Below are 26224 nucleotides of genomic sequence, written 5' to 3' on the forward strand. Positions count from 1 at the left end.
ACCACCTTAGTCAAGCTTGGTATCAGTCGCATCATCGGATGAAGCAACAACAACTGGCATACCTTTTGATGGATAGTCAGGCACAGTGAGCACAAGTGCATCATTGTCTTCCAAACCATATTGCACATAGAAGAACTCGCCAGACTCTCTCACTACTTTCACTTTGCGAGATTCTAACTGGCTGTCTTTATTGACAATCCAAACCAGATTATCGCTAACCAGTTCCTGTGGTAGTTTGAATACATGATTTAAACGCTGGCCGTTAAAAGACACTTCAACAAAAGAACCAAACTTGAGTGGTGTTTTTTTGCTATTCAGTCCGTAGGGGTCGTCGACGCGCACAACAACGCTCGTCATTCTGGTCGCTGAATTGACAATGCCAAGATCACGAACAACGGTGCCTTGCCTAACGCGCTCAACATCGCCTTTCTGGGTCACTGTCGCTGAGATACCTTCAATTTTTTCAGGTAAAAACTTGTTATCAAAACCAGCAATTGGCACCTGTACTTCTGCAGTTTCAACATTGTTCAACACGGCTACGCGTGATCCGGCACTGATAAACTGGCCAACACCAATGTCACGTGACACCACTAGCGCATCAAACGGCGCTGCAACATCACATTTTTCAAGGTCGCGCCTTGCACGTTTCAACGCTGCCTGAGCAGATTTGACATTCGCTTGGGCACTCAGCAGTTGGGGTTTACGTAGATACAAGTCTGTCACTTGTTTGTTATTAAGCGATTTAGCTTGGCTCGCTGCTACCTTACCTTTTGCTTTTTCCTCAACAAGCGTTGCCTGAGCACTTGCAAGACTCGCTTCGGCTTGAAGCACTGCCGCCTGATAGTTTGCTTTCTCGATAGAAAACAATACTTCACCGCGTTTAACGATACCGCCAACAACGAAATTTGGGTGCCAACTCGTTACCGCACCAGAAACCTGTGCGGAAAGCTGTGTGGCTTCAAGAGGAGTAAGCTCGCCGTAACCAGTGATTTGAACATTGTGGTCAATGCCTGAAATGACTTCTGTGCTGACAGTTGGCTCGTTTCGTGTTTCTTTCTTTTCTTCTGGCTCAGGCTTATTTTTAGCCAACGCTGAATATGCACCAAAAGAGCCGATCAATATCAACACAGGTAACAGCCAGCGGAATAGTTTGGTTATCATTATCATCCCTCAGAGAACTAAAGTTATTTTCTGTTACGAACAAAGTTGTCAAAAAAATCAGATATTTGGCTGATTAGTTCAATCTTTGAACCGTTTTCAAAGAAATATCGTCCCATTATCGATGCGTTATTATACTTTTTGCAACTTATATAACAGTTTTGAATAGCTGGGAAGTGAGTAAATATGCCAGTTTTACGAGCAATGGCTAACTTTTTTCGAGGTTATTTTCCGCGATGAACATTGCACTCAAACAAGATAAAGGTTAATGAGGGCTGTGTAGCAGATGATTAGGTATATTACTCTATTGGACGGCCGTAATGGACTAACGATTCAGAAGGTAATCAAATAAAGATGTCGGACGACATTGACTGTCACTCGTGCAAGCTATTATCCTCCACAGCGTTTACTTTTTCTGAGGTAGAGAAACGAAAAATTGAAGAAATATCGTCGAGGATAAGATAGAGACAAGGAACTAAAATCAACGTTACTAATGTCGCAAACAACACAGCAAAGGCAAGTGAAACCGCCATGGGTATGACAAATCGCGCCTGCAGACTGGTTTCAAACATGATAGGTAAAACACCCGCAAAAGTAGTCACAGATGTAAGTGTTATTGCACGAAACCTCTGACAACCTGCCTCAACGACAGCCTGACGGATAGATACTCCTTTCTTCCTTATCTGGTTAATAAAATCAGTCATTACTAATGAGTCGTTAATGACTACACCCGCTGCTGCAACCAGACCAAAACTCGATGTCATACTTACGGCGACATCGAGAAAATAGTGCGCAAATATGGCCCCAATGAAGCTAAAGGGGATGACCGACATAATGATGAGGGGCTGCCAGTAACTCGAAAGCGGAACGGCAAGAAGTATGTAAACCATGATCATTGCAGCGACGAAAAAAACCAGTTGTTCGTTCTGCTCATCTTGCTGGTCTTTTATCGCACCACTCAGCTCCAATGTTATTCCGGGAAAGCGTTGTTGCAAGGTGGGTAAAACGTCTCTTTTAATGGCATCTACCGCTGCCTTGGGTTCCACAGTAGCTTCATCAATAGAACCAAATACATAAATTCCCCGAAGTCGATTCTCACGCCTGATTTCACTGACACTGGGCACCAAACTTATCCTGGCTACATCACCCAGCATAACCTGCTCTCCGTCCGGCGTAGTGATCACTGCATAATTCAAAGATGCAACAGAGTCTCTGGTTTCACGTGGGTAGCGGACCATCACTCGTATATCCTCACCGTCCCTGTTAAGGCGTTGCGCCTCACCGCCATAGAATCCCTCGCTGACCTGTTGGCCGACATTCTGCAGATTCAAGCCAAGGTCATAAGCGACGGGTAACAGCTCCAAACGAATTTCAAGGCTGTTGAAATCAGCCGTAGACGAAATATCAAACAGCCCTTCCCTGTTGGACAGTTGTGACATCAGAAGCCTACCAGCATGTTTGAGATCATTGATATCATCGCCGAACAATAAAAAGCCGAAATCATCACCTACCCTACCACCAGCATTTACCGTGTCGACGATCACCAACGACTTCACCCCTGCAATTGGAGGCATTGCCTCTCTCCATCGCCGGGCCAGCTCAAAGGCATTTAACGGTCGAACACTCTCATCCGCCAGCTCAGTCACAATCGTCGCTTCGTTTACTCCCTTGTTAAAGGCAAATATGCTTTGGATAGATTTTAATCCCGTTTCTTCTTCTATTTGGCGATCAACCTCTTTAACAACCCCAACAACTTTTTTTGTCGCTTCAACTGTCTGCTCGCTGGATACCGTATTACTCATGGTGATTTCGATGATCGGATAATCATGAGGCACTTTTGGCACTAACGTAGATCGAACGAAGTTGCCGATAATCAGGGCAACAGTCAAAAGCAATAGCCCTATAAAGACAGACAGTACAGACCAGCGCCAACGAATACAGCTCGTCAGTAATGATCGAAAGGGACCATTAACAAAACGAAAGAAACGTTTGTTGAATCTGTCACGCCACCCACCACTTTTTATCGGCGAGAATTTAATATGGGCCAGATGAGCAGGTAAGATTAGTTTTGATTCAATAAGGCTGAAGGCCAGACACAGAATCGCCACAGTAGCAATCCCGAAAAAGAAGGTACTGTTGCTCCCCGTTGAAAAAAGAAAGGGGGTGAAAACAGCTATAGTGGTTAATACACCGAACGTTGCTGGTGTTGCAACCCGTCTTGCTCCTCGAATAACATTATTTACACCACTGCCATTTTTCTCTATTTCAGCACTGGCACTCTCACCGATGACAATTGCATCATCGACCACGATACCGAGCACCATAATGAAGCTGAATAACGTCACTACATTGATGCTGACATCAAAGAGTGGCATCAACATGACCGCACCCAAAAAACTGACCGGTAGGCCCATGATGACCCAGAATGCCAGCTTAACTCTGAGAAAAATGCCAAGCAGCAGCGCAACAAGTGCAGCTCCCTGAAGAAGATTTGTGAGCATCATGTCCAGACGAGCATTGAGGTAATAGGTCATATCAACGATTGTCTCGATACGAAAGTCAGGGGGTAACTCTCGGTTTTTTCTTCCTATATATTCATTAACACTGTTCGCTATATCAATCATGTTGTCACTGGTGGATGCGTGGACACTGATTGAAATTGCATTATCACCCGAGAACTTGGTATACCGCTCCCGCTCTGTAAAACCATCTTTAATCGTTGCAATATCTTTTAGCAGAACTGAAGCTCCGCCTTCCCCAATGATCACTGGAATCATTCCTAGTGAGGAAGCATCAGTGCTCTGTCCTTCAATTCTGACAGAAAGCACACCTCTTCGAGTCTTAACCTGACCAGCAGAAATATTCGCAGAGTAATTTTGAATAGCACGGCTTATCTGCGAAAGGGTTAATCCATATTTTCGCAGCATCAAAGGTGTCACTTCCACCGATATCTCTGGGGTTGGAGACCATACGCTGACATCTGTTACGTGTGGTAGGCGTCGAATCTCGTCTCCGATGTCACGGGTTAAATCAACGATCTCAAACAAGGGTTTGGGGCTGACGACAAGGAGCTGCAGAACGTCCTGCTTAAACTCTGCCATTGTGACAATCAATGTCTCCATATCAGTAGGAAAAGAGGAAATCGCATCCACCTCCTCTTTGATCCTATCGTACATGGCATTGAGATCCTGATTTTTATCAATCTCAATCGCTATTGATGCCTTACCCCGATTAGCCTCAGATACAACTTTTTTTATTCCATTGAGGTTTTTTATTGCCTCTTCCACTTTTATAACAATGCTTTCTTCTATTTCTGTCACTGAAGCACCAGGGAGATAGGCCCGCACAGTGACGTAATTCACCTCAATATTGGGGAACATCTGCCGTTGGATACCGATATAGCTCAGGCTTCCAATCACGACAATGAACAACATCATTAGATTTGCCGCGACCGGATTCTTGGCGAAATATGCAATGAGCCCGGTTTGACTAGAATCTTTCATGGCAACAGCTCGGTCGTTGGTATGGCGTTCACTTTCATACCTTTTTGAGGAAAATCTGGAAGGGTCAGAACCAATCGTTCGTTGGGCGTTAGGTCACCTCTGATATAAATATATTCTCCTGATTGATGAATAACAGTAACCGTTCTGTCATCCAATTTCTCAGCATCAGACACGACCCAGACTTTGCCATCTGTGAGTACCTCTTGACGAACCTTATATACCTGATCGAGCTGCAGACCAGAGAAACTCGTTGTGACATATGAGCCAAACTGAATCGGTGGCAACTGCGAATTGATTGAGTAGGGATCGTCAAGCTTCACCACGAGTCTTGTCATACGGGTTTTACTGTCCACTATGCCCAAATTTCGAACAATTTCTCCACGGCGAATAACTTGGCGATTGATATTATCCAACGTGATAGAGACCTCGGTATCTTCTAATGGGTCCGGTAAAAACTGACTGTCAAAACCGGGAATTGGAACATGGACCTCAGCAGTCTCAACATTATTTAGCAACGCTACTTGAGAACCTTTACTGATAAATTGACCGACACCTATCGTCCGGGACATCACCAATGCATTGTAAGGAGCAAGCACATCGCAATGTTTCAAATCCCTTTTTGCGCGGCTAAGGCCTGCCATAGCGGACTTTACACGGGCATTTGCACTCAGTAGTTGCGGCTTTCGCAAAAAAAGTGCAGTGACTTTCACTTTATCCATTGTAAGAGCCTGCCTGGCAGCAACCTTTGCTTTTGCCTGTTCCTCAATCAAAACCGCTTTAGCGGTTGCAAGCTGTGCTTCGGCTTCAAGAACAGCCGCTTGATAGTCATTGTTGTCAATCGTAAACAGAACCTCTCCCTTTGAAACAATACCTCCAACTACAAATTTCGGATGCAAGCTATTCACCACACCGGAAACTTGCGCAGACATATGCGTAGACTCCGAAGACCGCACTTCGCCAAAGCTGGTAATAGTGACCATGTGGTTGATGATCTTAGCTTTTTCAGTACTGACTGAGGGCTCAACCAAAGAGCGGGGTTGCGCCGGAGTATCTTCGGCATATTCCGTCATCCACTGGTAGCCAGCGATGGAAACAGACAAGACTATGATCGGTAATAACCATCGCAACATGTTTACTGGCATCCATTAACCCCTGATTCTCGACCATAGCGTCACACGGTTTGAGGTACACAACGCTGAAGTGCTAACTGATTATTTCTACCAAAGATCTTCTGCATATGGTTTCTCTTGATTTGGAATCAACACCACTTTGTAATCTGAACTCTGATTAATGAAAGAATAGATTTTTTTATCAATAACAAAAATATAGCTAACAGCATTCTTTGTGGACGTGAATTTGAGTCTTAATACGCCAAACAAGGAACAAACACTGGCAAACATCGTAATGTGCACAGTAAAAAACCAAATAAAAACTGTCATCCGATGACAAGAACGGGGCAAGAAGCACAGTGACAGTGTGATAACGTTTTTAATGTGTTTGAGCTTTTCCAGCACGTTTACGTTTTGACTCCCACTGAACGCAATACGGTCAGTTGTATAAACAAGATTTTAAAACTAATATGCAACCGAAGTGATTGTCAGATAAATATGGAACTAAATGAGAGTCAAAAGCACATATGAAGGCCTGTAATGCATGCACCAATAATAACTAGTCACAGCAAATCTTTAGCAGTAACAAAATTCTATTTTTGAGAGGGTGAATTCTGTGTTCGAGTGAGTTTTCTCAAATATGTTGCACTATTCATGCTTCAGGATCATGCATAGCGAGTACGATCTTTATTGTTAAAAACGGACTGTTGATACGATAAATAAGCTATTAGTTGTATATGAGTGCAACAACTTTTTTTTGCGTTTCATAGGGACTGTAAATGTCTATAAAAAATGTAATAAGTATTTGTAACAAAATAAATTATTCCGATATACCGGTAAAACCAGACAATAACGACAAGACCGACTGCCACATCGCCGACAACCTTCGCAACAAAACTGGTGCTAGGGTTTCAGACGTTACTCATATGAATAATCTAGAAAACTTCAAGTGCAAAATGGGTCGCTCCAAACTTCGTTTGACGCAAGACCAAGTCAATGCTGTAACGGAGTGTATACGGTAGCCTGATAACACGGCATGTGGGCAACACGCACCTTCTGATTTTACAAGTAGTGCTATCGAAAACACCAAAACGACAGATTTGCTTTCGTTCGAGTTAACCTTAGTTACCACACTACGACTAGACTCAAAAACGATTGATGAATTGTAAAAACTCCTCTCAGTACATTACCCTCCATCCGACAACGTAAACACCGCTCACAACAACACTCGTCTTTTGGCGCATTAAGAAAGAAATTTGCCTCTTATCGCTCATTAACATACCTCTAACTTGAAAAGCGCCACGTGATAACGATAATGATTATCATTGTTGAGTGGAGCTGAGTATATCGTCATGGCCGACCAAACGTCATTGTATCTTGCATTTTTTTCTGAGGAAGAACGTTTCCTCCATCAAGATTGCGCACCTGGTTTTGAGTATGACACCATCGTTGGCTATATCTCTGCCGCACTCAATCTTACTGGTCTTTATTGCATCGAAGGTCCACAAACTAATTTACTACTAGAAGAACTCTTCTTACGGCGAGTCTACTACAACATGCTCGCAGCAATCGGTGATCCATCAAGACCGGATACTTTTCGTCGTCTTTGCCTCGATCATATTCACGGGCCATTAATTGCCCTCAAACGTTTTTATAACGATGTTGATGGTGGGAGAGAACGTTTTTTGTCAATGCAACATGACCTGCAAAAAGTGCGGTTTTAAAACTAATTAATAAGGAATTAATACATGGGGAAGTATAGGGTAGAAACCGACAGTATGGGACAAGTAGAAGTCCCTGAAAATGCACTGTATCAGGCTCAAACACAGCGAGCTGTTGATAATTTTGCCATCAGTGATCTCGTCATGCCGCAAACATTTATTCATGCTCTAGTCAGTGTGAAGTCTGCAGCAGCCAGTGCGAATGCAAAGCTTGGGCTGTTAGATCAAAAAATAGCTGATGCCATAACGTCGAGCTGTAAGACTATTTTGGAAGGCGCTCACCTAGACCAATTTCCTGTCGATGTTTTCCAGACAGGCTCCGGAACCAGCTCCAATATGAACGCTAATGAAGTGATTGCGACATTAGCAAGTGAAAGGCTTGGAGAGTCTGTCAGTCCGAATGATCATGTAAACATGGGCCAGAGCAGTAATGATGTGATCCCGACAACTATTCAGGTCAGCACATCTGTTGGCGTTCGACAATCCCTACTCCCAGCCGCACGCTATTTAAGTCAGAAACTCGAAGAAAAAGCAGAACAACTGTCTGAAGTGGTAAAGACTGGCCGCACGCATTTGATGGATGCTATGCCTGTAACCATGGCTCAAGAATTACTCGGTTGGAAAGCGCAGATAGACGCTGCCTGTAACGGGGTCGAAGCGAGTCTTGCTCATGTAGAGGCGCTGGCTCAGGGTGGAACTGCGGTAGGTACAGGTATTAACGCACATAGCGATTTCTCTGACACTTCGCGAAAGAACTTTCTGACCTTACAGGTGTGGCATTTACTGCCAGCCACAACTTCTTTTATAACTTGTCCAGCCAGGATGCTATCGTCTCAGTCTCTGGTCAAATTAAAACACTAGCAGTCGCCTTGATGAAGATATCAAACGATTTGCGTTGGATGAACTCTGGGCCCCTCGCCGGGCTTGGTGAAATAGAGCTGGAAGCCCTGCAACCAGGTTCGTCTATCATGCCGGGTAAAGTTAACCCTGTTATCCCGGAAGCTGTGGCAATGGCATCCGCACAAGTTATTGGCAACGACACCACGATAACCATCGCAGGTCAGTCAGGGAACTTCCAGTTAAATGTCATGCTACCAGTTATTGCTTTCAACATTCTCCAAAGCATATCGCTAATGAGCAATAGTGCTAAGCGCCTTGCGGATAAAGCAATTACAACTTTCTCCGTCAGGCAGGACAACCTTAATGTCGCATTAGCAAAAAACCCGATTCTTGTTACTGCATTGAACCCGGTTATCGGATACCTGAAGGCAGCAGAAATTGCTAAGAAAGCCTATAAACAACAAAGACCAATCATTGACGTAGCTGAAGAAGAGACTGACTTACCTAGAGCTGAGCTTGAAGCACTGCTCGACCCAAACAAATTAACCAAAGGCGGCATTGCAAATTAATCTTATATTCAGTAGCTGCCCATTAGGCAGCTACTTTTTTTATTTTATTTGTGGTCCCAGAAACTATCCTCAGCCGATTGATCTTCAGAAAAAAGCCACACTTCAACTATCTTGTTGTTCTGAATTTTGAACAAATCATGCCCGGTCATATCGACCTTAGTTCCCGATTTACTCCCAGTGAAGGTGACATGCACAGAGACAAGATCACCGTTTGCCATCGGCTGACCAGTCTGTTTAACAACAAATGTGCCTTTAGTATCTTGCATCATTCCGCCGACCATCGCACCAATCTCACCGAATCCCTGTTTGGGTCCAGAGAACTTATTTTTTCCCGGCTGATGCCAGACAACATCCTTTGCAAAAAAGCTAGAGAACTTTTTCATATCACCAGATGCGAGCGTAGCGAAATAGTCATTTATTAATATAATATTCTTTTCATTAGCAGAATGGTGCATTGCGCTGGCAGTTAGTGATACCAGTGTAATAAAAAATACAGATACAAGATTAATCGTTTTCATTACTCTATCCTTAGTTAGCTTTTATTTTTTAATCTTGTTCTCATGATAGTGATCCATCATTTAAAAGTAAGAGTCATTTTTAATAACTCACTATTTTGAAAATTATAATAATCATAATATAATCATTTAAATCAATGATTTATTAAATTTATAACATAGTTAATTATTGTATTATGATTGATTTTCACAAAGATAACTTTTGAGAGGGGAATGAAGGGTTATATTCTAAAAGACTGACAAGAATCGAGAGGCAAGGATATTATTCATATAAGAAATTAAAAATCACTAAGAACATCACAATGTGCTTATCACATTATTTTTTTATCATTTTAAACACCAAATAAAGTATGAACTCCGTAACTCGAATATCTAGTCTTCTTTAGCTTTGATAAGTTTCCTACGTAGTATTTTTCCAAATGAGGAGCGTGGCAGTTTATCCGTGATCGTAATTTTATCTGGTATTGCTGATTCTGAGAGCATGTCCTTACAATATTCATATAAAGCGTTTTTACCAGGAAAAATAGGCTTAGTTATCACAAATGCATGAATTATATTACCTTTGTGTCCTCCTTTTTCTCCAACGACAGCAGCTTCAGCAATACCCTCGTAACTCATGAGAACATCTTCAATATCGCGTGGATAAACCATGACATCATTGACCCATATTGACTCGTCTTTACGGGTTAACAACTTCAGGTGACCATTTGGGCGCCTTAGTCCAAGATCACCCGTCAAATAGTGGCCAGACTCGGTAAAAATACCTTGATTTACAAGCTCACCGTCAGGTGCGCTCTCCCAAAAACCCTTCATAAGTTGAGGTCCTTTGATCACTATCTGCCCCACTTCTCCATCTTTAACAGGCTTTTCGTTTTCATCCCAGACTTCAACCATGGTATTGATAAGAGCGGTACCGACAGTCTCCAGCTGTTCATTGCCAGCATAATTCAAACACACAAGCATTGCAGCCTCAGTTAATCCGTAGCCTTCAGTGATCCGTACACCAGTTTGCAAACGCCACATCTCGGCAACAGCTACTGAAAGCGGAAAACCACCACAAAAGCATGAATTGAGCTGGCTAAAATCAATATTACGAAACTCAGGATGCTCAACAAGCGCTTTAAAGACTGAACTCAACCCAACAAAGCAAGTGATCTTATGTGGCTTTATAGTATTAATGAATAGGTCAACATCCGATGCGTCTGGTATTAAGATGCTGGCATTACCGCAGCTGAAGGTCAGAGCGAAATTAACAACAAATGCTGATATGTGATGAAAGGGTATGGGGCAGACAACTGTCTCGCAATTTTTACCAAGTACATGGCCCACACGCTCCATGATCTGAAGTGTATTAGACATGATATTCCGATGCGTCAGACAAGCTCCTCTCATCTTTCCTGACACACCATCGGTGTACTGAAGGAGGCAGACATCATCAAGCCTGGATTGCCGAGGGAAAAGTGCTAATTCCTTGCCTGTAGCCATCGCCCTCTGATACGACGTGACTTCTGATCTTCCTTCATCAATCAGAACAGGTGATGAGGAATCGAATTCCACCGCGATGATCGCACTGAGCGATGTTGACTCTATATGAGTAACAAGCTCATCAACATTTGACGATGATACGACCGCTAGTTTGGCACCGGAATCTATCAACGGCTCAAGTAGGTTTTCTTTTCCAGCAGCATTACCGACATTGACCAACACCATACCCGCTCTGAGGCATGCATAATTTACAATTGCATATTCCAATGAGTTGGGCAGTTGGACAACAACTCTATCACCGGGGTTTAACGCACTGTGCTCTTGGATCCAAGCGGCCATGGCCTGACTTCTGACATCGACTTCACGAAAGCTGACCTCTTCATCCAGTGTGTAGTACGCGATTGAGTCCGCGTATTTTTTCATACTGTACTCAAAGAGATCGGCGAGGTTATTGTACCTTCCGCTCAGTTCAAAAATATCACTATTCGTCTCATAAGCTCGCATCGTTATTTCCATCCTACAGCCACCTATTCGCAACTAGAACAGGTCACACTTCCGTTTGAATATATATTTTCCTGTAATTACCCGGGGCCTTTCCTGTCCAGCGCTTAAACGCCCGATTAAAGTTACCAACGTTAGAGAATCCTAACAGATAGCTAATCTCACAACAGCTTAGGTGAGCCTGTTTGATGTAACTGACTGCAAGTGAGTGGCGGGTATCCTCAAGTATCTCTTTATAGTTTGTACCTTGCTCAAACAACTTTCGTTGCATGTTTCTTATACTCATGCCGAGATTCTTTGCTATCTCCTGTTGAGATGGCGCACCAAAAGCTAACGATTTGTAGATTTCTTGTTTTATCAAATAAGTAAGGTCATGGCGCTCAACCCGTCTGAGAAAATCATCAAGCACGCTTTTGTGCGCATGGTTTATCACAGGGTTAGATACGGCAAGTGACTCGTAGAGATATGATTTTTTGAAAAAAATTCGCGTATCAGAGTGGCCAAATTCAATTGGACAATCAAAAAATGTTTCTAAGTACGTTGAATCATCGAGCCCTGAAGATGCACAAAAACCCATCTCCACTTTGGTAATATCAAATTTTTCGTGGATAAGGCTTCTCGTAAACTCAATGATCACTGCCAAGAATGATTCGACTACTTCCTGTGTCATCACACTACGCTGCGTCATACTGTACTTTTCTACTTTTAATTCTAAGCTGACAAAAGATCCATGATCTGTCATTTCAAAACGACATCCGTCTGTCAAGATTTTCTGGTAGGTAATAATGAGTTTAAACGCATCATCCAGATTACTGGATGTCATCATTGAGTATCCGAGGGCATGAAACATTCCTGGGTGAAAATATTTGCCAACTCTGGTGGAGAAATCTCGCGTTGGAATCTCTTTGTTGCAGTATTCTATTAATCTAGAGAACGATTCAATATCGATCCTTCTGTCTGGGTCTTTAACCCATGAAGGATTTATCCCCGCCTTATCAAACAAAAGCCCAGCATCTAAACCGCTCGCATTAATAGCACGGGTGAGCGTTATTATCCAGCCGCTGATCGTTGTGAAATTCTCTGTCATAGCCATAGTTTTTAAATACTGTTCTACAGTTAATTAAATTTATTTTTTAATTAATAACCCAGCGTAAATTTGATATCTGCATAGAGTAAAGCTGCTTAATGTTCACAATTTTATATCAGTGGTAACCCTATTATGAGTGACACCTGACGAACATATAAAATTGTGTGACTATGAAGATATTAACAATTAAATGTAACTTAAAAAATTAACTTTGGATACAATAAGGGATTTCTAAATTAAAAAAAACTCAGTAATGAGATAAAATATAATTTTTCAAATAATAGTGAAACATGTGTTCCTTATATGAGTCATTTAACTAATAAAATGCGTAATTTCAGATAAAATTTTTATTGCATTAATGTGCTGCTAACTAACTTGAGTTTTTGCATTGCTTTAACAGACGACATTGATTGTTGCTAATTTTATTATGCATTTTATGTCATAAATTAGCATTACATAATTTAAATAAATTCTGGAGAGGGAGAAAATTGTAGACGATCATATGCTGTTTGTTTCATTTTATTTATTGATAAGCAAAATTTATAGAGTTATTAGAGTATTTATCACATTTTTTTGGAACTTGAGCCATATTACAGGCACATAACCTATGTCATCGGTCATGACGATGTGTTGAAAGATCAAAACATCAGTCATGTTAGGGGATATTAATGACAGATTTAAAACTCTTTATGGATACCTACGATCGATTTGACAGTAGGATCCCAACATTTACTTCTACACGAGACCTCGAGGTTTTCCGTTTGAAGTATGTTGAAATATGTGAGCAGGAGGGCGTAATCAACCTTGTTACACATGCTGGTGCGAAAGACGGCATTGCCTTTTACTTAAATATGGCTGCCGACATTGGCTCTGTGAAAAGAGTGAATCAGCGAGCACGTTTACCATATACAGAAACGGTTGAGGTGGATGAATCAGCCAAAGATACCCTTTTTGCGGGTTGTTTTTAGCTTTCTTAAAATTCACCTCAACAACAGAGCAACACAAGTCACTCTGCCTTTATACAGATGTAACTTGTTTTTCACACGCCTTCCCTCAAAACTGTCGGAAGGCGCTTTTTTAATGGGCACTTGGTAAGTCAAAACGATCAATAAAGTAGTTCAATATGTAACTCGTCCTGTCGATGTGAACAATTCCCATTTCGGATTTTAATGAATACTTCCCTGACCATTGATCATCTCCATCAGGAAATATCAAATGTGGACAACTTTGGTTATCTGAACCAACGAAGTCTGCCAAATTCGCACGCGGTTTGTCGAAATCAACATATCTGACCTCAATTGCGTGTCGAATCTCTGGGAACATTGCCATTAAGCCCTCTACTTTGAGGCAAAATGGGCAAAAGAACTTACCTTTTCCTTGTTCTTCATCCGTAAAGTCCCTTTTTAATAAAAATAAAATTGTATTCATTCACTAATCCTTATTCTGTGTAATAAAAATCCGTTATCAATATCAGAATAATATAATAAATAATAAAGTTAAACATAAAACAATAATGCATTTAAATGCATACATAATATATTAATACTATAAATTATTCTTATAATCTCATATGAAAAATAAAGTTAACACTTTAGAAAAAGGTCAAGTTCCTTATTTTTTATTCCAATAATTACACTCTTTGTATAGATTTTTTTCTTTTCTTTTAATTTGTTACTGTCAGAAAAACACAAGGTCAATGGATATTGACCATATTCAATATTTCGTTCTAACGAGTGAAATACAGTACTTTCAATTATTTTTTCACGGCCAATCTCCTGAATCAAAGTCCGAGACAAGGTTGATAGGCCATCAACTAAGGTTGCAATTGGATATTCGCTTGGAAACTCCTGAAGTAGTTGATAAGCAACACCTGCGCTGACAGAAGCGATAAATGCACTGTTAAACCCCGATGCATGACACAAGAGCGTTATTGATTCATCGCTATATCCAATATCGCTCAGTAACTCCCACAAACTCCAGCCTTCAATCGCTCGCCCTTTCCACTCACATTTTTCATTAAATTTCTGCCAGAAATCATCACCTGAGGTCATAGAGTAAGCGCCAAAACCCGGATTTTTCTGAATAATTTGACTAAACAGTTGACTAATCATCGCCTGCGGAGTCAAAGATCTCTCTTGAGGTCTAAGATAGAAGCTCTCAGACCATATCTTGCAACCGGGATGAATATTTGCCCACTGTCTGCTCTTTTCGTACACGTTCGATTTTTCTATTTTGGCTGATAGGCATGGCTGCCCTGTTGTCAGCCGACCAAATTGCCTTATGATCCTATCGACATTTAAATCAACAGTTTCAGAATTCTGGAACACATCAACATCAGTTAGCTCTTCGTCGCGATTGACTGCTACGACCGCAACCGATAACTCCGGATTACTTTTTAATAATCGCCATGCACTGTAAAGCCCAGATAAACCAGCTCCAATAACCAGTGCATCGACGGTTCTGTGCAGCGATTCCATTTCTGGATATGCAACCATCAAGTTTGACATAGCGTTAACCCTTCTGACGTCTAACCATTCCTTACCGCGAAACAACCTGGAATTTGTTTTGAGTAAAAAGTTTTATTGAGACTTTTAATGTAGAATAAATTGGACAATGCTCAAGTTTTAAGACATCAAAATTTTGCACTTTCATTTAACACTCTGTTTTTCAGCATAATTTTAAACAGAAAAATCCGAAGGAAAATATTGAAGGCGATGGCCACTCACTTGAAGGAAACCGTTATTTAGAGATATAACTACACCGCACTCCTCCAAATTACAGCAGGAACAAAAATGAAGTTAGAACAATTGGATACACCAGCACTTTTTGTCGATCTCGATGTTTTGGAATCAAACCTTGAAGCCATGCAACAACGGATCAATAAGCTAGGTGTGAAATTGAGACCGCATACGAAGGCGCATAAAATTCCTGCTCTTGCTCAAATGCAAATTGACCGCGGTGCATCGGGCATCTGCGTTGCCAAATTAGGTGAAGCAGAAGTCATGGCAGCGGGAAGAATAAAGGATATTTTAATTACCACGCCGATAGCTGGTGAGACCAAATATCAGAAACTTATTGATCTCAAATTGCGTCACCCCAAAATCACTTTGATTCAAGTGATAGACAGCAAAGAACATGTTCTTGCTATTGGCAATATGGCTAAAAACGCCGGGGTGACGATACCACTCATCATTGAAGTTGAGAGTGGTCAGCAACGATGTGGCCTCGATGCTGATGAAGGTTTGATCGCGCTTATCAAACTGATTAATTCAACGGCGGGTGTCAGCTATGAGGGTATTCAGGCATACAGTGGACATCTACAACATACAAAAGGTTACGAACAAAGAAACAAGGTTGCTCGCGCTGCTGTAAAAGATGTTTTTGAATTTATAGAAAATGAGTTAACTGAGGATGACCTCAGACCAAGCATTATTAGTGGTGGCGGAACCGGAACTTTTGAGGCTTATCAAGGGTTAAGCTATACCGAGATCCAAGCTGGTTCCTATATTTTCATGGACAATGCATACCAAAAAATTGGCGACGAGCATCAAAATGACATCAATCAACAGTTCGGTATCGCCCTCAAAGTATTAACAAGTGTCATTAGCCACCCCAAACCAAACCGCGCAGTGGTCGACGCCGGAACAAAGTGTTTATCAATTGATATGGGCGTGGCTGAAGTCGAATCCCACCCAGACATTATGTATCAGAGTGGTGGTGATGAGCACGGGATCCTTCACTTGCCATCGACTCATTGTCCAGAACTAAAACTTGGTCAGAAACTGATTATGCACCCCAGCCATTGTGACACCACACTACACAACTTCAATCAGCTTGTCGGAGTAAGAAACGGTGAAGTAGTGACAACGTGGCAGATAGAAGGGAGAGGCAGAAGCGATTAACACTTCTTTCCTTCTCGAAATGAGTCGGTAGTGAACTGGTGAAATGAAAAGTTTATCAGTCCCACAATTGAAACTTGCTAACCGAACAGACTGTATACAATTAGATGGAATGGAAAAAGCATCTTATCAGTAACATACTGCAATTGCTGGCATAGTGAGATGCTTATTCGTATACATTGCTGATTGAGAATCAACTTAAGGCCGACGTTGATGTGCCAGATGTAAACGTTGCGCTGTTGCTCTTTTAGGTATTCGCCATTAATTACGCTTGGGATAGATTTTAACACCCTCAAGGAGAGAATGATGACGTGTACCTGGATAAAAAATCCAATGGCAATATGGACAGGAAACGATAGCGATGCCACCAATGGGATCGTTATCGAAAATTCAAGAATCGTTCAGTTAGTCGGCAAAAACTCCCAACCCTTGTGCACGGTCGATACTATCGTAGATGCGTCCGAACATGTTGTTTTACCCGGACTTGTCAATGCACACCACCACTTTTATCAAACCCTGACCCGTGCCTATCCAGATGCACTGAATAAGGAACTGTTCCACTGGTTAAAAGCCCTTTATCCAGTATGGGCGGGGCTCGATGAAGACATGATACGATATTCGACCCAACTCGCCTGCATTGAACTGCTGCTATCCGGTTGCACGACTGCTTCCGATCATCACTACCTTATCCCTCGTGGACTTGAGCATGCTATTGATATACAGGTGGAAACCAGTCAAAAAACCGGAATAAGAACAGTGCTCACCAGAGGCTCTATGAGTCTTGGAGAAGATCAAGGAGGACTCCCACCCCGTCATACGATACAAGCAGAAGAACAAATCATCGAAGACAGTCTCCGTCTCATCAAAAGATACCATCAGACAGAAGAAGGTGCGATGACGCAGATTGCCTTGGCTCCTTGTTCCCCATTTTCCGTTACTACCGAATTAATGAAAGAAACGGCAGCGATAGCCAAAGCACATAACGTTATGCTGCATACTCACCTTTGCGAAACGCAAGATGAAGAGGCGTTTTGTCTCGACAGATTTAATCTTCGTCCTGTTGATTATCTTGAATCTGTCGACTGGCTGCACGGTAACACTTGGCTGGCGCACGGTATTCATTTCAACGAAGAAGAAATTAAACGACTCGGCGCGGCGAAAGTAGGGGTTTGTCATTGTCCCAGTTCGAATATGATGCTGGCATCGGGCATATGCAAAAATCTGGAACTTGAGGCCGCTGGAGCAAAAGTTGGGCTGGGTGTCGACGGCTCTGCTTCAAATGATGGCTCCAATATGATTAACGAGCTAAGGATGGCAGCGTATATTCAACGTTTACGATATGGCTCTTCACGTGTCAGCCACTTCGACGCCTTTCGCTGGGCAACAATCGGTTCAGCACAATGCCTTGGCCGTGACGATATAGGAACCATCGAAAATGGAAAAATGGCAGATATTGCAATGTTCAAGCTCGATGACATCCGTTTCTCTGGCAGTCACGATCCCCTTGCCGCTCTTGTCTTATGTGGTGCATTCCGAGCAGATAAAGTCATGGTGCATGGTCAGTGGCGGGTAGATAATGGAGAGGTTATCGGTCTGGAAATCAGCGAGCTTATCCATAATCACAAGCAGGCAGCCAAACGGCTGGCGAGTAAAATGACGTCTCATTAACCTGAACACTACTGCCTCTTGTCGTTGTTTTAATGACTATTTTCGTTACCAACTATTGATATTGCTGATATCCCCGTCCGAATTGGATGGGGCTTCATCTCTTTTCTACGGGGCATTTATCGCTTCGTTAAAGATGCGTTTTTAATCGGTCGTTTTTCATTTTTATAGCTCACCGTCTAACCCAACATAAGGCTATGGGGATATCACAACACACTCAGCTCTGAACTGCTCAAAGGTTAAGCAACTAAAATGCAGTTTTAACAGCAAATTCAGCCATATTTCGTTCAAATAGACTAAAGCCTCTACAAATTGCGTGTTAAAAGCCTTGCAGGCTTGACCTAATAGGCTTCCCTTTTGTAAAAAATATTACATTATCACCATAAAAACCCGAACTTTTAGGCTTTAATGAACTCTTAACAAGACATAATCGGGTTGGCTTGTCTCTTTCCACAAATTTCAATGTTTAGGAATGGACTGCAGTTGTCGATTTTGTCACCCAAAAGATCCCCATGTAACGTGAGCAGCGACGACAACATGGCGTTATGAGAGTGCATATTGATAACGAATTCTCCCGGTGGATCAAATAGCTTTTGTCAGTCAACATATTCGCTCGTATGGACAGACAGTCACACAAATAAAACAGGATAAAACACGTCGGCTTATGTTAGTGAATCTTTTTCAACGCCTTAATGGATACCTCGAAAGTCAGGTTATTGGTCAACCTGAACTGGTAAAAGAACTTCTCATCGCACTTCTCGCTGATGGACACATTCTGGTTGAGGGGCCTCCGGGACTCGCAAAAACGAGGGCGGTAAAAGTGCTGTCTGATTGCATAGAAGGTGACTTTCATCGTATTCAATTCACCCCTGATCTTTTACCAGCAGACCTTACAGGTACTGATATTTTCCGCCCAGAAACGGGTGATTTCGACTTCCAGCGTGGGCCTATATTCAATGCGCTCATCCTTGCCGACGAAATTAATCGGGCTCCAGCAAAAGTACAGGCAGCGATGTTGGAAGCCATGGCTGAAAAACAGGTCACAGCAGGTGGTAAAACCCACACCCTACCCGATTTGTTCTTAGTAATGGCGACGCAGAATCCGATCGAACAAGAAGGTACTTATCCGCTCCCCGAGGCACAGCTAGACCGTTTCCTGATGCAGTTAAATGTCAGCTTCCCCGGTGAGGAGAGCGAGCTGGCAATACTTCGCCTCAATCGCGGAGAGGCACTCGGAGAAGAAAAATCTGACCCCGTTGCTGTCAGTCAGGATGAGGTATTTGCTGGCCGGAAAGCGGTGCTCACCATATATATGGCTGAAGATGTGGAACGATATATTATTCGATTGTCTATGGCGACCCGAGAACCAGCAAGATACAGCGATAAACTGGCCAACTGTCTACAAATGGGTGTGAGCCCCCGTGCAACATTGGCTCTAGACCGGTGTGCAAGAGCGCATGCATGGCTGGAAGGAAGAGACTTCGTCACGCCAGAAGACGTGCAGAAAATGGCTTACCCAGTTTTACGCCATCGTCTGCTTCTGAGTTATGAGGCGCAGGCTGAGGGACTTAATCCTGATGACATCATCACAGAGCTGCTGAATCAGGTAGCGGCTGTATGAAAGAGCAACACCAACTACCCCGTCACAGCGATGGGGTAAACCTGACATTGCCGGAACTTCTGCAATATAAAAATCAGGCCATACGTTGGCTCCCACCCGCGACCAGTATTTGGTCTCAACTCAACGGTCAGCACAGAAGTAACGCTAAAGGCCGTGGTATGAACTTCGCCGAGGTTCGACTGTATCAAGCCGGCGATGATATCCGGGCTATAGACTGGCGTGTAACGGCTCGAACAGGAAAACCACACACCAAGCTATTCAGTGAAGAGCGAGAGCAACCCGTAATGCTGTTGATTGATATCAGTCAATCGATGCAGTTCGGCTCAAAACTGTTACTTAAGTCTGTACAGGCCGCACATTTCGCCAGCTTATTGAGTTGGATAGCAGTCAGTGAGAAAGATCGCATCGGTGCCGTGATTCATAATGGCCATTCACTCCGTGACACCAGACCTACGTCGCGCCAGCAAGGCCCACTGAATGTTATCAACACACTGCTGACCTCTCACCGAGAAATACACAACCGCAATAAGACCACACAGGCCGAGAAAACCTTCTCTGATGCCTTGAGCCATTTACATTACCTGTGTCCAAAAGGGAGTGACATCGCAGTGATCAGCGATTTTCACTCAATGCGAGAGCAAGACAAACAACGTCTCAGTCAATTGCGCCAACATAACCGTATCCAGTTTGTTCAAATCAGTGACCCTTTAGAACAGGGAGTGACGGATTACCGCGGTACAGAACATGTCAGAGATTCGCGTCAATCGGCCTGGATCGATTTTTCCTCCGCTAAAACGAGAGAAAAGCTCAGTCATCATCACATGCAACATCAGGAATTTATCAGAGATATGGCACGTTCACTCGCCATTCCACTGCATCATATTTCAGCAGCTATACCACTGCTACAACAACTGGTCTCAGCAAACTCGCAAAACGGAGGCCAAGTATGACAGCAAGTCTTCCCTCAACGCCCATCCCTTTAGAAGATATTCAGTTAGTAGATACGCCAGGATGGTGGCCTCTTGCATGGGGATGGTGGCTTCTTTTCGCTGTCTCCGTCATCGTTATTTCACTGACCATATTCTGGTATCTCAAACATAAAAAGCACGGTCAAGCAAAACGTGAGGCGCTAAAGAGATTGGCTGAAATTGGAAACAACGCTGAAATCGCAGCTATCAACACGCTGCTTCGTCAGGCGGCATTGAGTTATTTCCCTCGTGATCTTGTTGCTGGTCTGTCAGGTGCTGAGTGGCTGTCATTTCTCGACGAAACACAGGGCAACAAAACGCCTTCATTCTCAGATGCAGCGCCTAGTTGGCAGAAAGGGCTTTTCAGTGGTCAGGCATCGTCCCCTGATGAGCTTGGTCATGCCAATACATTGGCACGCAATTGGTTGACTCAGGCTTTGCCCCCCAAGAGCAAGACACTGAGAAAACTCGCCCTGAAACACGCCTCGGTAAGGGATGGTAATCATGTTTGAGTTTGCCTGGCCTTGGCTATTTCTGCTACTTCCTCTCCCATTGGTAGTCTACAAATTAGTCTCTCCTGTCGTCCGAGAGGCTCCGCTTACATTACCAAGCCTCCCAGACGGACTGGGCGCAAAACAACCGGGTAACATCTGGCGCAAAGTACTCATGACGCTATTTTGGCTGCTGCTGGTTATCGCGGCCGCGCGTCCCGTTTGGTATGGCGATCCGGTAGACATTAACCCCGAACACCGGGATCTCATGCTGGCTATCGACCTTTCACTGTCTATGGAAACCGAAGATATGAAAGGCCCGACTGGTTCAACAGACAGACTGAGCGCAGTAAAATCTGTGGTCAGTGACTTTATTAAAAAACGCGAGGGAGACAGGTTGGGATTGGTCGTATTTGGACGCCATGCCTATCTACAAACCCCACTGACGTTCGACCGCTATACTGTGCAGCAGCAACTTGAACGAACCGTTGCCGGAATGATTGGTGAGAGCACGTCTATTGGAGAAGGTCTTGGAATTGCTACCAAAACCTTTATTGATAGTGATGCGCCACAACGTGTCATTGTCCTTTTGAGTGACGGTGCGAACACATCCGGCGTACTTGATCCGATAGAAGCCGCTGAGCTTGCCCGAGACAGCAAGGTTACTATTTATACTGTCGGTGTGGGAGCCGATGAGATACTCCAGCGCAGTCTTTTCGGTACTCGCAGAATCAATCCTTCACGCGATCTTGATGAAGATGCTCTGCGAAAAATTGCTGACCTGACAGGCGGGCAATATTTCCGTGCCCGAAATCCTGAAGAACTGGAAAAAATATATCAGACCATTAACCAACTCGAACCCGTCAGCAACGCAGAACAAACGTGGAGGCCGAGAGATGAAATGTTTCGTTATCCTCTGTCCGCATCTTTGTTGTTGTCTGTTTTAATTGTTTTACTGAGGAGGCGTTATGGCTGACTTTACTTTCCTCTACCCGAGCTGGTTCTGGGCCTTACTGCCATTACTCTTGCTTCTGCCGTTTCTGCACAAGAGTAAGCGAAAATCTCAACTTATTGCGGCTCATATTGCTCAGCATATGGGCTTCAATAACAAAGGAAAAAATAGCGTCCTCCCCATAATATTTCTGGGCGTTGGATGGTTTATTGCTGTATGCACTCTTGCCGGCCCGAGTTGGCAAAAAAGCACGCTCCCTGTCTACCAACTATCGGGAGCGAGAGTGTTAGTGATGGATATGTCTCGCTCTATGTATGCGACAGATATTGCTCCAAACCGACTCACTCAGGCCAGATTCAAAGCCTTGGATATGCTGCCCGGCTGGAAAGAGGGAGCGACAGGTTTGGTCGCTTATGCCGGAGACGGTTACGTGATCAGCCCCTTAACTGAAGATAGCGCGACGCTTGCTAACCAAATTCCGTCGCTTTCTCCGGAACTGATGCCGATGACAGGCAGCAATGCCGCAGCAGGTGTGTCTCAGGCAATGCAACTCCTCAAACAAGCCGGGCACAAAAGTGGCGATATTGTGATGCTTACTGACGGGATGAGTAAAACAGAGGCTGACGATGTTGCAGACCTATTATCGTCAAGTGAATATCGACTTTCTGTGCTTGCTGTCGGGACCGCTCAGGGCGCGCCTATTCAGTTACCTGATGGAAACCTATTGACCAACAACGGTCAGACGGTTATCGCCAAACTTCAATTGGACAATCTAATAACAGCGGTGAAGAAAAGTGGTGGCGCACTTCAGTTGTTTCGTGCCGATGGAAAAGATGTCGAGACAATCATTAATCTGACAGCGAAGCCGACTGAGTCAGCCCAAAAATCTGCAGACCAAAATATTGAGGAACGCCTCAACGGTGGATTCTGGTTAGTGCTCCCTTTACTTACATTGGGTTTATTGGGATTCCGACGCGGTGTCGTACTGGCAGCAATGCTAACGTTCATGCCTGTAGGATACAGTCACGCCGACGCTTGGCAGACCGATGATCAAATCGGTCATCAGGCATTTGAAAATGGTGAGTATGCAAAAGCGGCGGAAACATTTCAGGACAAACGCTGGCAAGGTATTGCCAATTATCGTGCAGGCAATTACGAGCAAGCGATAGATGCGTTATCGGGCCTAAGTGATCCAGTGTCTCGTTATAATCTCGGCAATGCTTATGCACAGCACGGGCAGTTAGATGACGCCATTGAAACCTACCAAAACCTCCTTAAAGACGAACCAGATTTTTCTGCTGCAAAGAAAAATTTAGAAAAAGTCCAACAGGTAAAAAAACAGCAACAGCAACAGCAACAGCAACAGCAACAGCAACAGCAACAGCAACAGCAACAGCAACAGCAAGGAAAGGATAATCAACAGGACAAATCCCAACAGAAGCAGGACGGTCAGAAAACTGATCAGACTGAACAACAAAAAGGGGATAGCCAACAGACTCAGCAGCAAAAGAAAAAACAGTCGGGTCAGGACAATAACGATGGTCAATCACAGTCATCATCGTCTTCTGAACAGAATGATAACCCGTCGCCACAACAAAAAGAGCAAAATACAGATTCAAGTTCAGATAAGTCGGACGAACAGAAAAAGTCTGACGGCGGAATATCTGAAAAGCAAAATGAAACTGCTGACAAACCAGAAGCGAATGGGAAATCCACTGAGCAGGACAACGCCCAAAAAGAAGGTGACGAAAGTACGCAGATAAACGGCGAGCAGGCTGGAGACCAACAGTCTGCGCTTCAAGCTAGCAACCCGACGTTAAAGAAACTGGAACAGGTTCCCAGTGATCCAGCTGGTCTCATTAAGGCACAAATCATTCTTCAGGCACGACAGAAACGTGCTCCGAAAACTACAGAAAACTCATGGTAAATCTGTTTACATGCAAGGATATAATGTCAACGTGAACGTTAAACAACACATCAAGCAATTCCTACTCAGTATTGGCTGTATGTTGCTTGTCATAAATAACGCTAACGCTCTTGAGGCACTGGCGACTGTCAGTGACAATCCTGTTTCTGTCAATCAGGTCTTTGAATTGACAATCAGTGTTGACGGAGACGTCGATACTGACTCGTTGGATTTATCAGCCCTTAGGCAGCACTTTCAAGTCGGCTCACCCAATGTAAGCAGCCAATCTCAATGGATAAATGGCGACTTTTCCCAAAACGTTGTTTGGAAAGTTGCTCTGGCTGCCAAGGAAGTCGGCACATGGACTATTCCCTCACTCGACCTCGGCAAGGTCAAAACAAACCCGATTGAAGTGAAGGTCGAAAAAGGGACAAGTTCATCATCAAAACGATTGGATGTTGACCTTCAAGACCAGCTTGAGAAAGACAGTCTGTTTGTCGGTGAAAGCACGCGATACCAATTGGCTATTTTTATTGGTGAAAACATGCAGCAGGCCAATCTATCACCCCCTACAGCAGATGGTGTCGATGTTGTTCAGGTAGGGGAAGATCAGAGAAAAGATGTCGTTCGCAATGGTAAACGATATGTCATAATTAGCCGCACCTACGAACTCACGCCACAGAAGGACGGTGATATTCTTCTGAAAGGGTCTACGCTTAGTGGCAATGTTATCAAACAGGGACGACGCTTCGGTTCATCCGTCAGCTTGCCTGTTGAACGCAAAACGAGTGATATTTTGCTCTCCGTCAAACCTGTTCCTGCTGATTTCACTGGTGTCTGGCTTCCCACGCCAGATCTAAAGATAAGCCAGCGTTGGCAGCCTGAGACAGATAAAATCAAAGCTGGTGAACCACTGACTCGCTTTATCACTCTGCGTATTAAAAATATTAATCAAAGTCGTTTCCCTAATATTAAGCTCAAGTATCCAGACACAGTCAGGGTTTACGACGAAAAGCCCGTTTACAGTGACCAAGATGGGTACACGGTCATGACACTCAAACAAGTGATAATCCCTCGTAGAGAAGGAAACGTCACCCTGCCAGGCCTAACAGTAAAATGGTGGGACACAGTCAATGAAGCGTCGAGAGAAAGTAACATTGCCCCCATTAATCTCACTATACAACCGGGGGAAACTCAGAACACCCCCGTCTTACCCGACTCATTGGGGGCCAAAACAAATGAAATCGCTCCTCCAATAACGGAGAAAACAATCACAGTGACCGACGCAGGGTTCTGGCCATACCTGACAGCACTGTTTGCATTTCTCTGGCTTGTTACTCTTATTGTAGCTTGGCGTGAGCTGGTAAAGCGTCAACCATCGACAACGTCACAGGCCTCATACGAATCTGATCTGTTGACAGAGCTAACCCGAACAGTTCAACTGGGCGATCCTATCCAGATTCAGCGAGCTTATCGTCACTGGCAAAGTGCCTACAATGAGCACCCCATGATGGCGGAGATAAAAGCTGAAATTGACGCTATGAATATGAGTCTATACAGCAAGAATAAGTCGGCCGGCGAGCGTACAAACGATTGGAGTAATAAAGCGCTGATGTCCATGCTTGCTCGGGCATCGAAAATGAAAGTGTCTAGTAAGAGCGCTGAGAGCCTAGCGACACTGGTGCCAACGGTCTCTAAGTAGTATCAATAAGGCTGGCAGCAGTTTGTAAGATCAGGGAGGCGTGTTTGTGCCTCCCTACCTTCTGATATCGAGTTATTTATTTGCGATGAGGGGATTTGCTCAACACCTCGACAAGCGTGTATTTGTAAGGGGATGCGTCAGCAGGGACCACACCTTGAGGATAGGCGGGTTCAACGGCCATTTTCACCTTGTAGTAGTAACCCTCTTGAAATCGAAAACCCTGGATCCTGTCGTAAAAAAGATCGCCGTCTACAACGAGGCATTTCATTGGAATTAAACCCGTACAGTTTTCCATTTTTGGCGCAATATCTACAACGAGCATCTCTGCATCATCTGAAATCCGGCTCCCCAGCAGCGGCACTTTAAGTTGCGATATATCAGTGGGAGCACACGCAACAGTGGCTACCATCAGCAGCAAACAGACCAGACCTTTTTTTAACATCTTCAACCTCCACCAAAAGGAGATAAATAAAGTGCGCGCATCTTACGCTAAAGATAGTAATTTGCACATAATTTAATCAGCACGGCCACA

The 26224-nt window shown here is 43.7% G+C and carries 19 protein-coding genes and 1 pseudogene; 11 read left to right on the forward strand and 9 right to left on the reverse strand.

Features of this window, described 5'->3' with window-relative positions:
- Nucleotides 1–6: 6 nt before the first annotated feature.
- From A8L45_RS02960 to A8L45_RS02970, 3 genes are all read right to left on the reverse strand, one after another.
- Nucleotides 7–1161, reverse strand: coding sequence for an efflux RND transporter periplasmic adaptor subunit (locus tag A8L45_RS02960; RefSeq protein ID WP_068899073.1), 1155 nt, complete (start codon nucleotides 1159–1161; stop codon nucleotides 7–9).
- 371 nt (nucleotides 1162–1532) lie between these two features.
- Nucleotides 1533–4661, reverse strand: coding sequence for an efflux RND transporter permease subunit (locus tag A8L45_RS02965; protein ID WP_068899075.1), 3129 nt, complete (start codon nucleotides 4659–4661; stop codon nucleotides 1533–1535).
- Nucleotides 4658–5803, reverse strand: coding sequence for an efflux RND transporter periplasmic adaptor subunit (locus A8L45_RS02970; protein ID WP_068899077.1), 1146 nt, complete (start codon nucleotides 5801–5803; stop codon nucleotides 4658–4660). Before A8L45_RS02970 ends, A8L45_RS02965 begins: the two co-directional genes overlap by 4 nt.
- Nucleotides 5804–7122: 1319 nt before the next feature.
- Here A8L45_RS02970 and A8L45_RS02985 point away from each other — a divergent pair.
- Both A8L45_RS02985 and A8L45_RS02990 read left to right on the forward strand, forming a co-directional pair.
- Nucleotides 7123–7494 (forward strand): hypothetical protein, encoded by a 372-nt coding sequence (locus A8L45_RS02985; protein WP_068899329.1) that lies wholly within the window; start codon nucleotides 7123–7125, stop codon nucleotides 7492–7494.
- A gap of 24 nt (nucleotides 7495–7518) precedes the next feature.
- Nucleotides 7519–8900: pseudogene (locus tag A8L45_RS02990) on the forward strand (class II fumarate hydratase).
- Nucleotides 8901–8944: 44 nt separating this feature from the next.
- Here the strand turns inward: A8L45_RS02990 and A8L45_RS02995 are convergent.
- From A8L45_RS02995 to A8L45_RS03005, 3 genes are all read right to left on the reverse strand, one after another.
- Nucleotides 8945–9418 carry a nuclear transport factor 2 family protein gene (locus A8L45_RS02995; protein ID WP_245680633.1) on the reverse strand — a complete coding sequence of 158 codons (474 nt, stop codon included), beginning with the start codon at nucleotides 9416–9418 and terminating at the stop codon, nucleotides 8945–8947.
- 369 nt (nucleotides 9419–9787) lie between these two features.
- Nucleotides 9788–11416 carry an AMP-binding protein gene (locus tag A8L45_RS03000; RefSeq protein ID WP_083228171.1) on the reverse strand — a complete coding sequence of 543 codons (1629 nt, stop codon included), beginning with the start codon at nucleotides 11414–11416 and terminating at the stop codon, nucleotides 9788–9790.
- A gap of 31 nt (nucleotides 11417–11447) precedes the next feature.
- The gene (locus A8L45_RS03005; protein ID WP_068899334.1) at nucleotides 11448–12488 is read right to left on the reverse strand and encodes an AraC family transcriptional regulator; all 1041 of its coding nucleotides are present in this window, start codon (nucleotides 12486–12488) and stop codon (nucleotides 11448–11450) included.
- Between the two features lie 668 nt (nucleotides 12489–13156).
- Between A8L45_RS03005 and A8L45_RS03010 the strand changes: the two genes are divergently transcribed.
- Nucleotides 13157–13456 carry a hypothetical protein gene (locus tag A8L45_RS03010; protein ID WP_068899085.1) on the forward strand — a complete coding sequence of 100 codons (300 nt, stop codon included), beginning with the start codon at nucleotides 13157–13159 and terminating at the stop codon, nucleotides 13454–13456.
- Nucleotides 13457–13565: 109 nt separating this feature from the next.
- On the opposite strand, the gene A8L45_RS03015 is transcribed toward A8L45_RS03010, so the two are convergent.
- Nucleotides 13566–13916 (reverse strand): DUF3088 family protein, encoded by a 351-nt coding sequence (locus A8L45_RS03015; RefSeq protein ID WP_068899087.1) that lies wholly within the window; start codon nucleotides 13914–13916, stop codon nucleotides 13566–13568.
- 155 nt (nucleotides 13917–14071) lie between these two features.
- Nucleotides 14072–14995 (reverse strand): hypothetical protein, encoded by a 924-nt coding sequence (locus A8L45_RS03020; protein ID WP_068899089.1) that lies wholly within the window; start codon nucleotides 14993–14995, stop codon nucleotides 14072–14074.
- Between the two features lie 285 nt (nucleotides 14996–15280).
- Between A8L45_RS03020 and A8L45_RS03025 the strand changes: the two genes are divergently transcribed.
- The 8 genes from A8L45_RS03025 (at nucleotide 15281) to A8L45_RS03060 (ending at nucleotide 25692) form a co-directional block, all read left to right on the forward strand.
- Entirely contained in the window at nucleotides 15281–16390 is a 1110-nt protein-coding gene (locus A8L45_RS03025) for a DSD1 family PLP-dependent enzyme (protein ID WP_068899092.1), read from the forward strand.
- A gap of 303 nt (nucleotides 16391–16693) precedes the next feature.
- Entirely contained in the window at nucleotides 16694–18055 is a 1362-nt protein-coding gene (locus A8L45_RS03030) for an 8-oxoguanine deaminase (RefSeq protein ID WP_068899094.1), read from the forward strand.
- Between the two features lie 661 nt (nucleotides 18056–18716).
- Nucleotides 18717–19673, forward strand: a complete 957-nt coding sequence (locus A8L45_RS03035; RefSeq protein WP_068899097.1) for an AAA family ATPase — start codon at nucleotides 18717–18719, stop codon at nucleotides 19671–19673.
- Entirely contained in the window at nucleotides 19670–20623 is a 954-nt protein-coding gene (locus tag A8L45_RS03040; protein ID WP_068899099.1) for a DUF58 domain-containing protein, read from the forward strand. Before A8L45_RS03035 ends, A8L45_RS03040 begins: the two co-directional genes overlap by 4 nt.
- Nucleotides 20620–21153, forward strand: coding sequence for a DUF4381 domain-containing protein (locus A8L45_RS03045; RefSeq protein WP_068899102.1), 534 nt, complete (start codon nucleotides 20620–20622; stop codon nucleotides 21151–21153). Before A8L45_RS03040 ends, A8L45_RS03045 begins: the two co-directional genes overlap by 4 nt.
- Nucleotides 21146–22108, forward strand: a complete 963-nt coding sequence (locus tag A8L45_RS03050) for a vWA domain-containing protein (RefSeq protein ID WP_068899104.1) — start codon at nucleotides 21146–21148, stop codon at nucleotides 22106–22108. The genes A8L45_RS03045 and A8L45_RS03050 overlap by 8 nt, the downstream gene beginning before the upstream one ends.
- Complete coding sequence (locus A8L45_RS03055) at nucleotides 22101–24011, forward strand: vWA domain-containing protein (RefSeq protein ID WP_068899106.1); 1911 nt, start codon at nucleotides 22101–22103, stop codon at nucleotides 24009–24011. Before A8L45_RS03050 ends, A8L45_RS03055 begins: the two co-directional genes overlap by 8 nt.
- Nucleotides 24012–24021: 10 nt before the next feature.
- Complete coding sequence (locus A8L45_RS03060; RefSeq protein WP_068899107.1) at nucleotides 24022–25692, forward strand: BatD family protein; 1671 nt, start codon at nucleotides 24022–24024, stop codon at nucleotides 25690–25692.
- 76 nt (nucleotides 25693–25768) lie between these two features.
- On the opposite strand, the gene A8L45_RS03065 is transcribed toward A8L45_RS03060, so the two are convergent.
- Nucleotides 25769–26134 (reverse strand): DUF4377 domain-containing protein, encoded by a 366-nt coding sequence (locus A8L45_RS03065; protein WP_083228172.1) that lies wholly within the window; start codon nucleotides 26132–26134, stop codon nucleotides 25769–25771.
- Nucleotides 26135–26224: the final 90 nt, after the last annotated feature.

Origin of the sequence: Veronia pacifica (assembly GCF_001707825.1) — a bacterium.
Taxonomy (GTDB): domain Bacteria; phylum Pseudomonadota; class Gammaproteobacteria; order Enterobacterales; family Vibrionaceae; genus Veronia; species Veronia pacifica.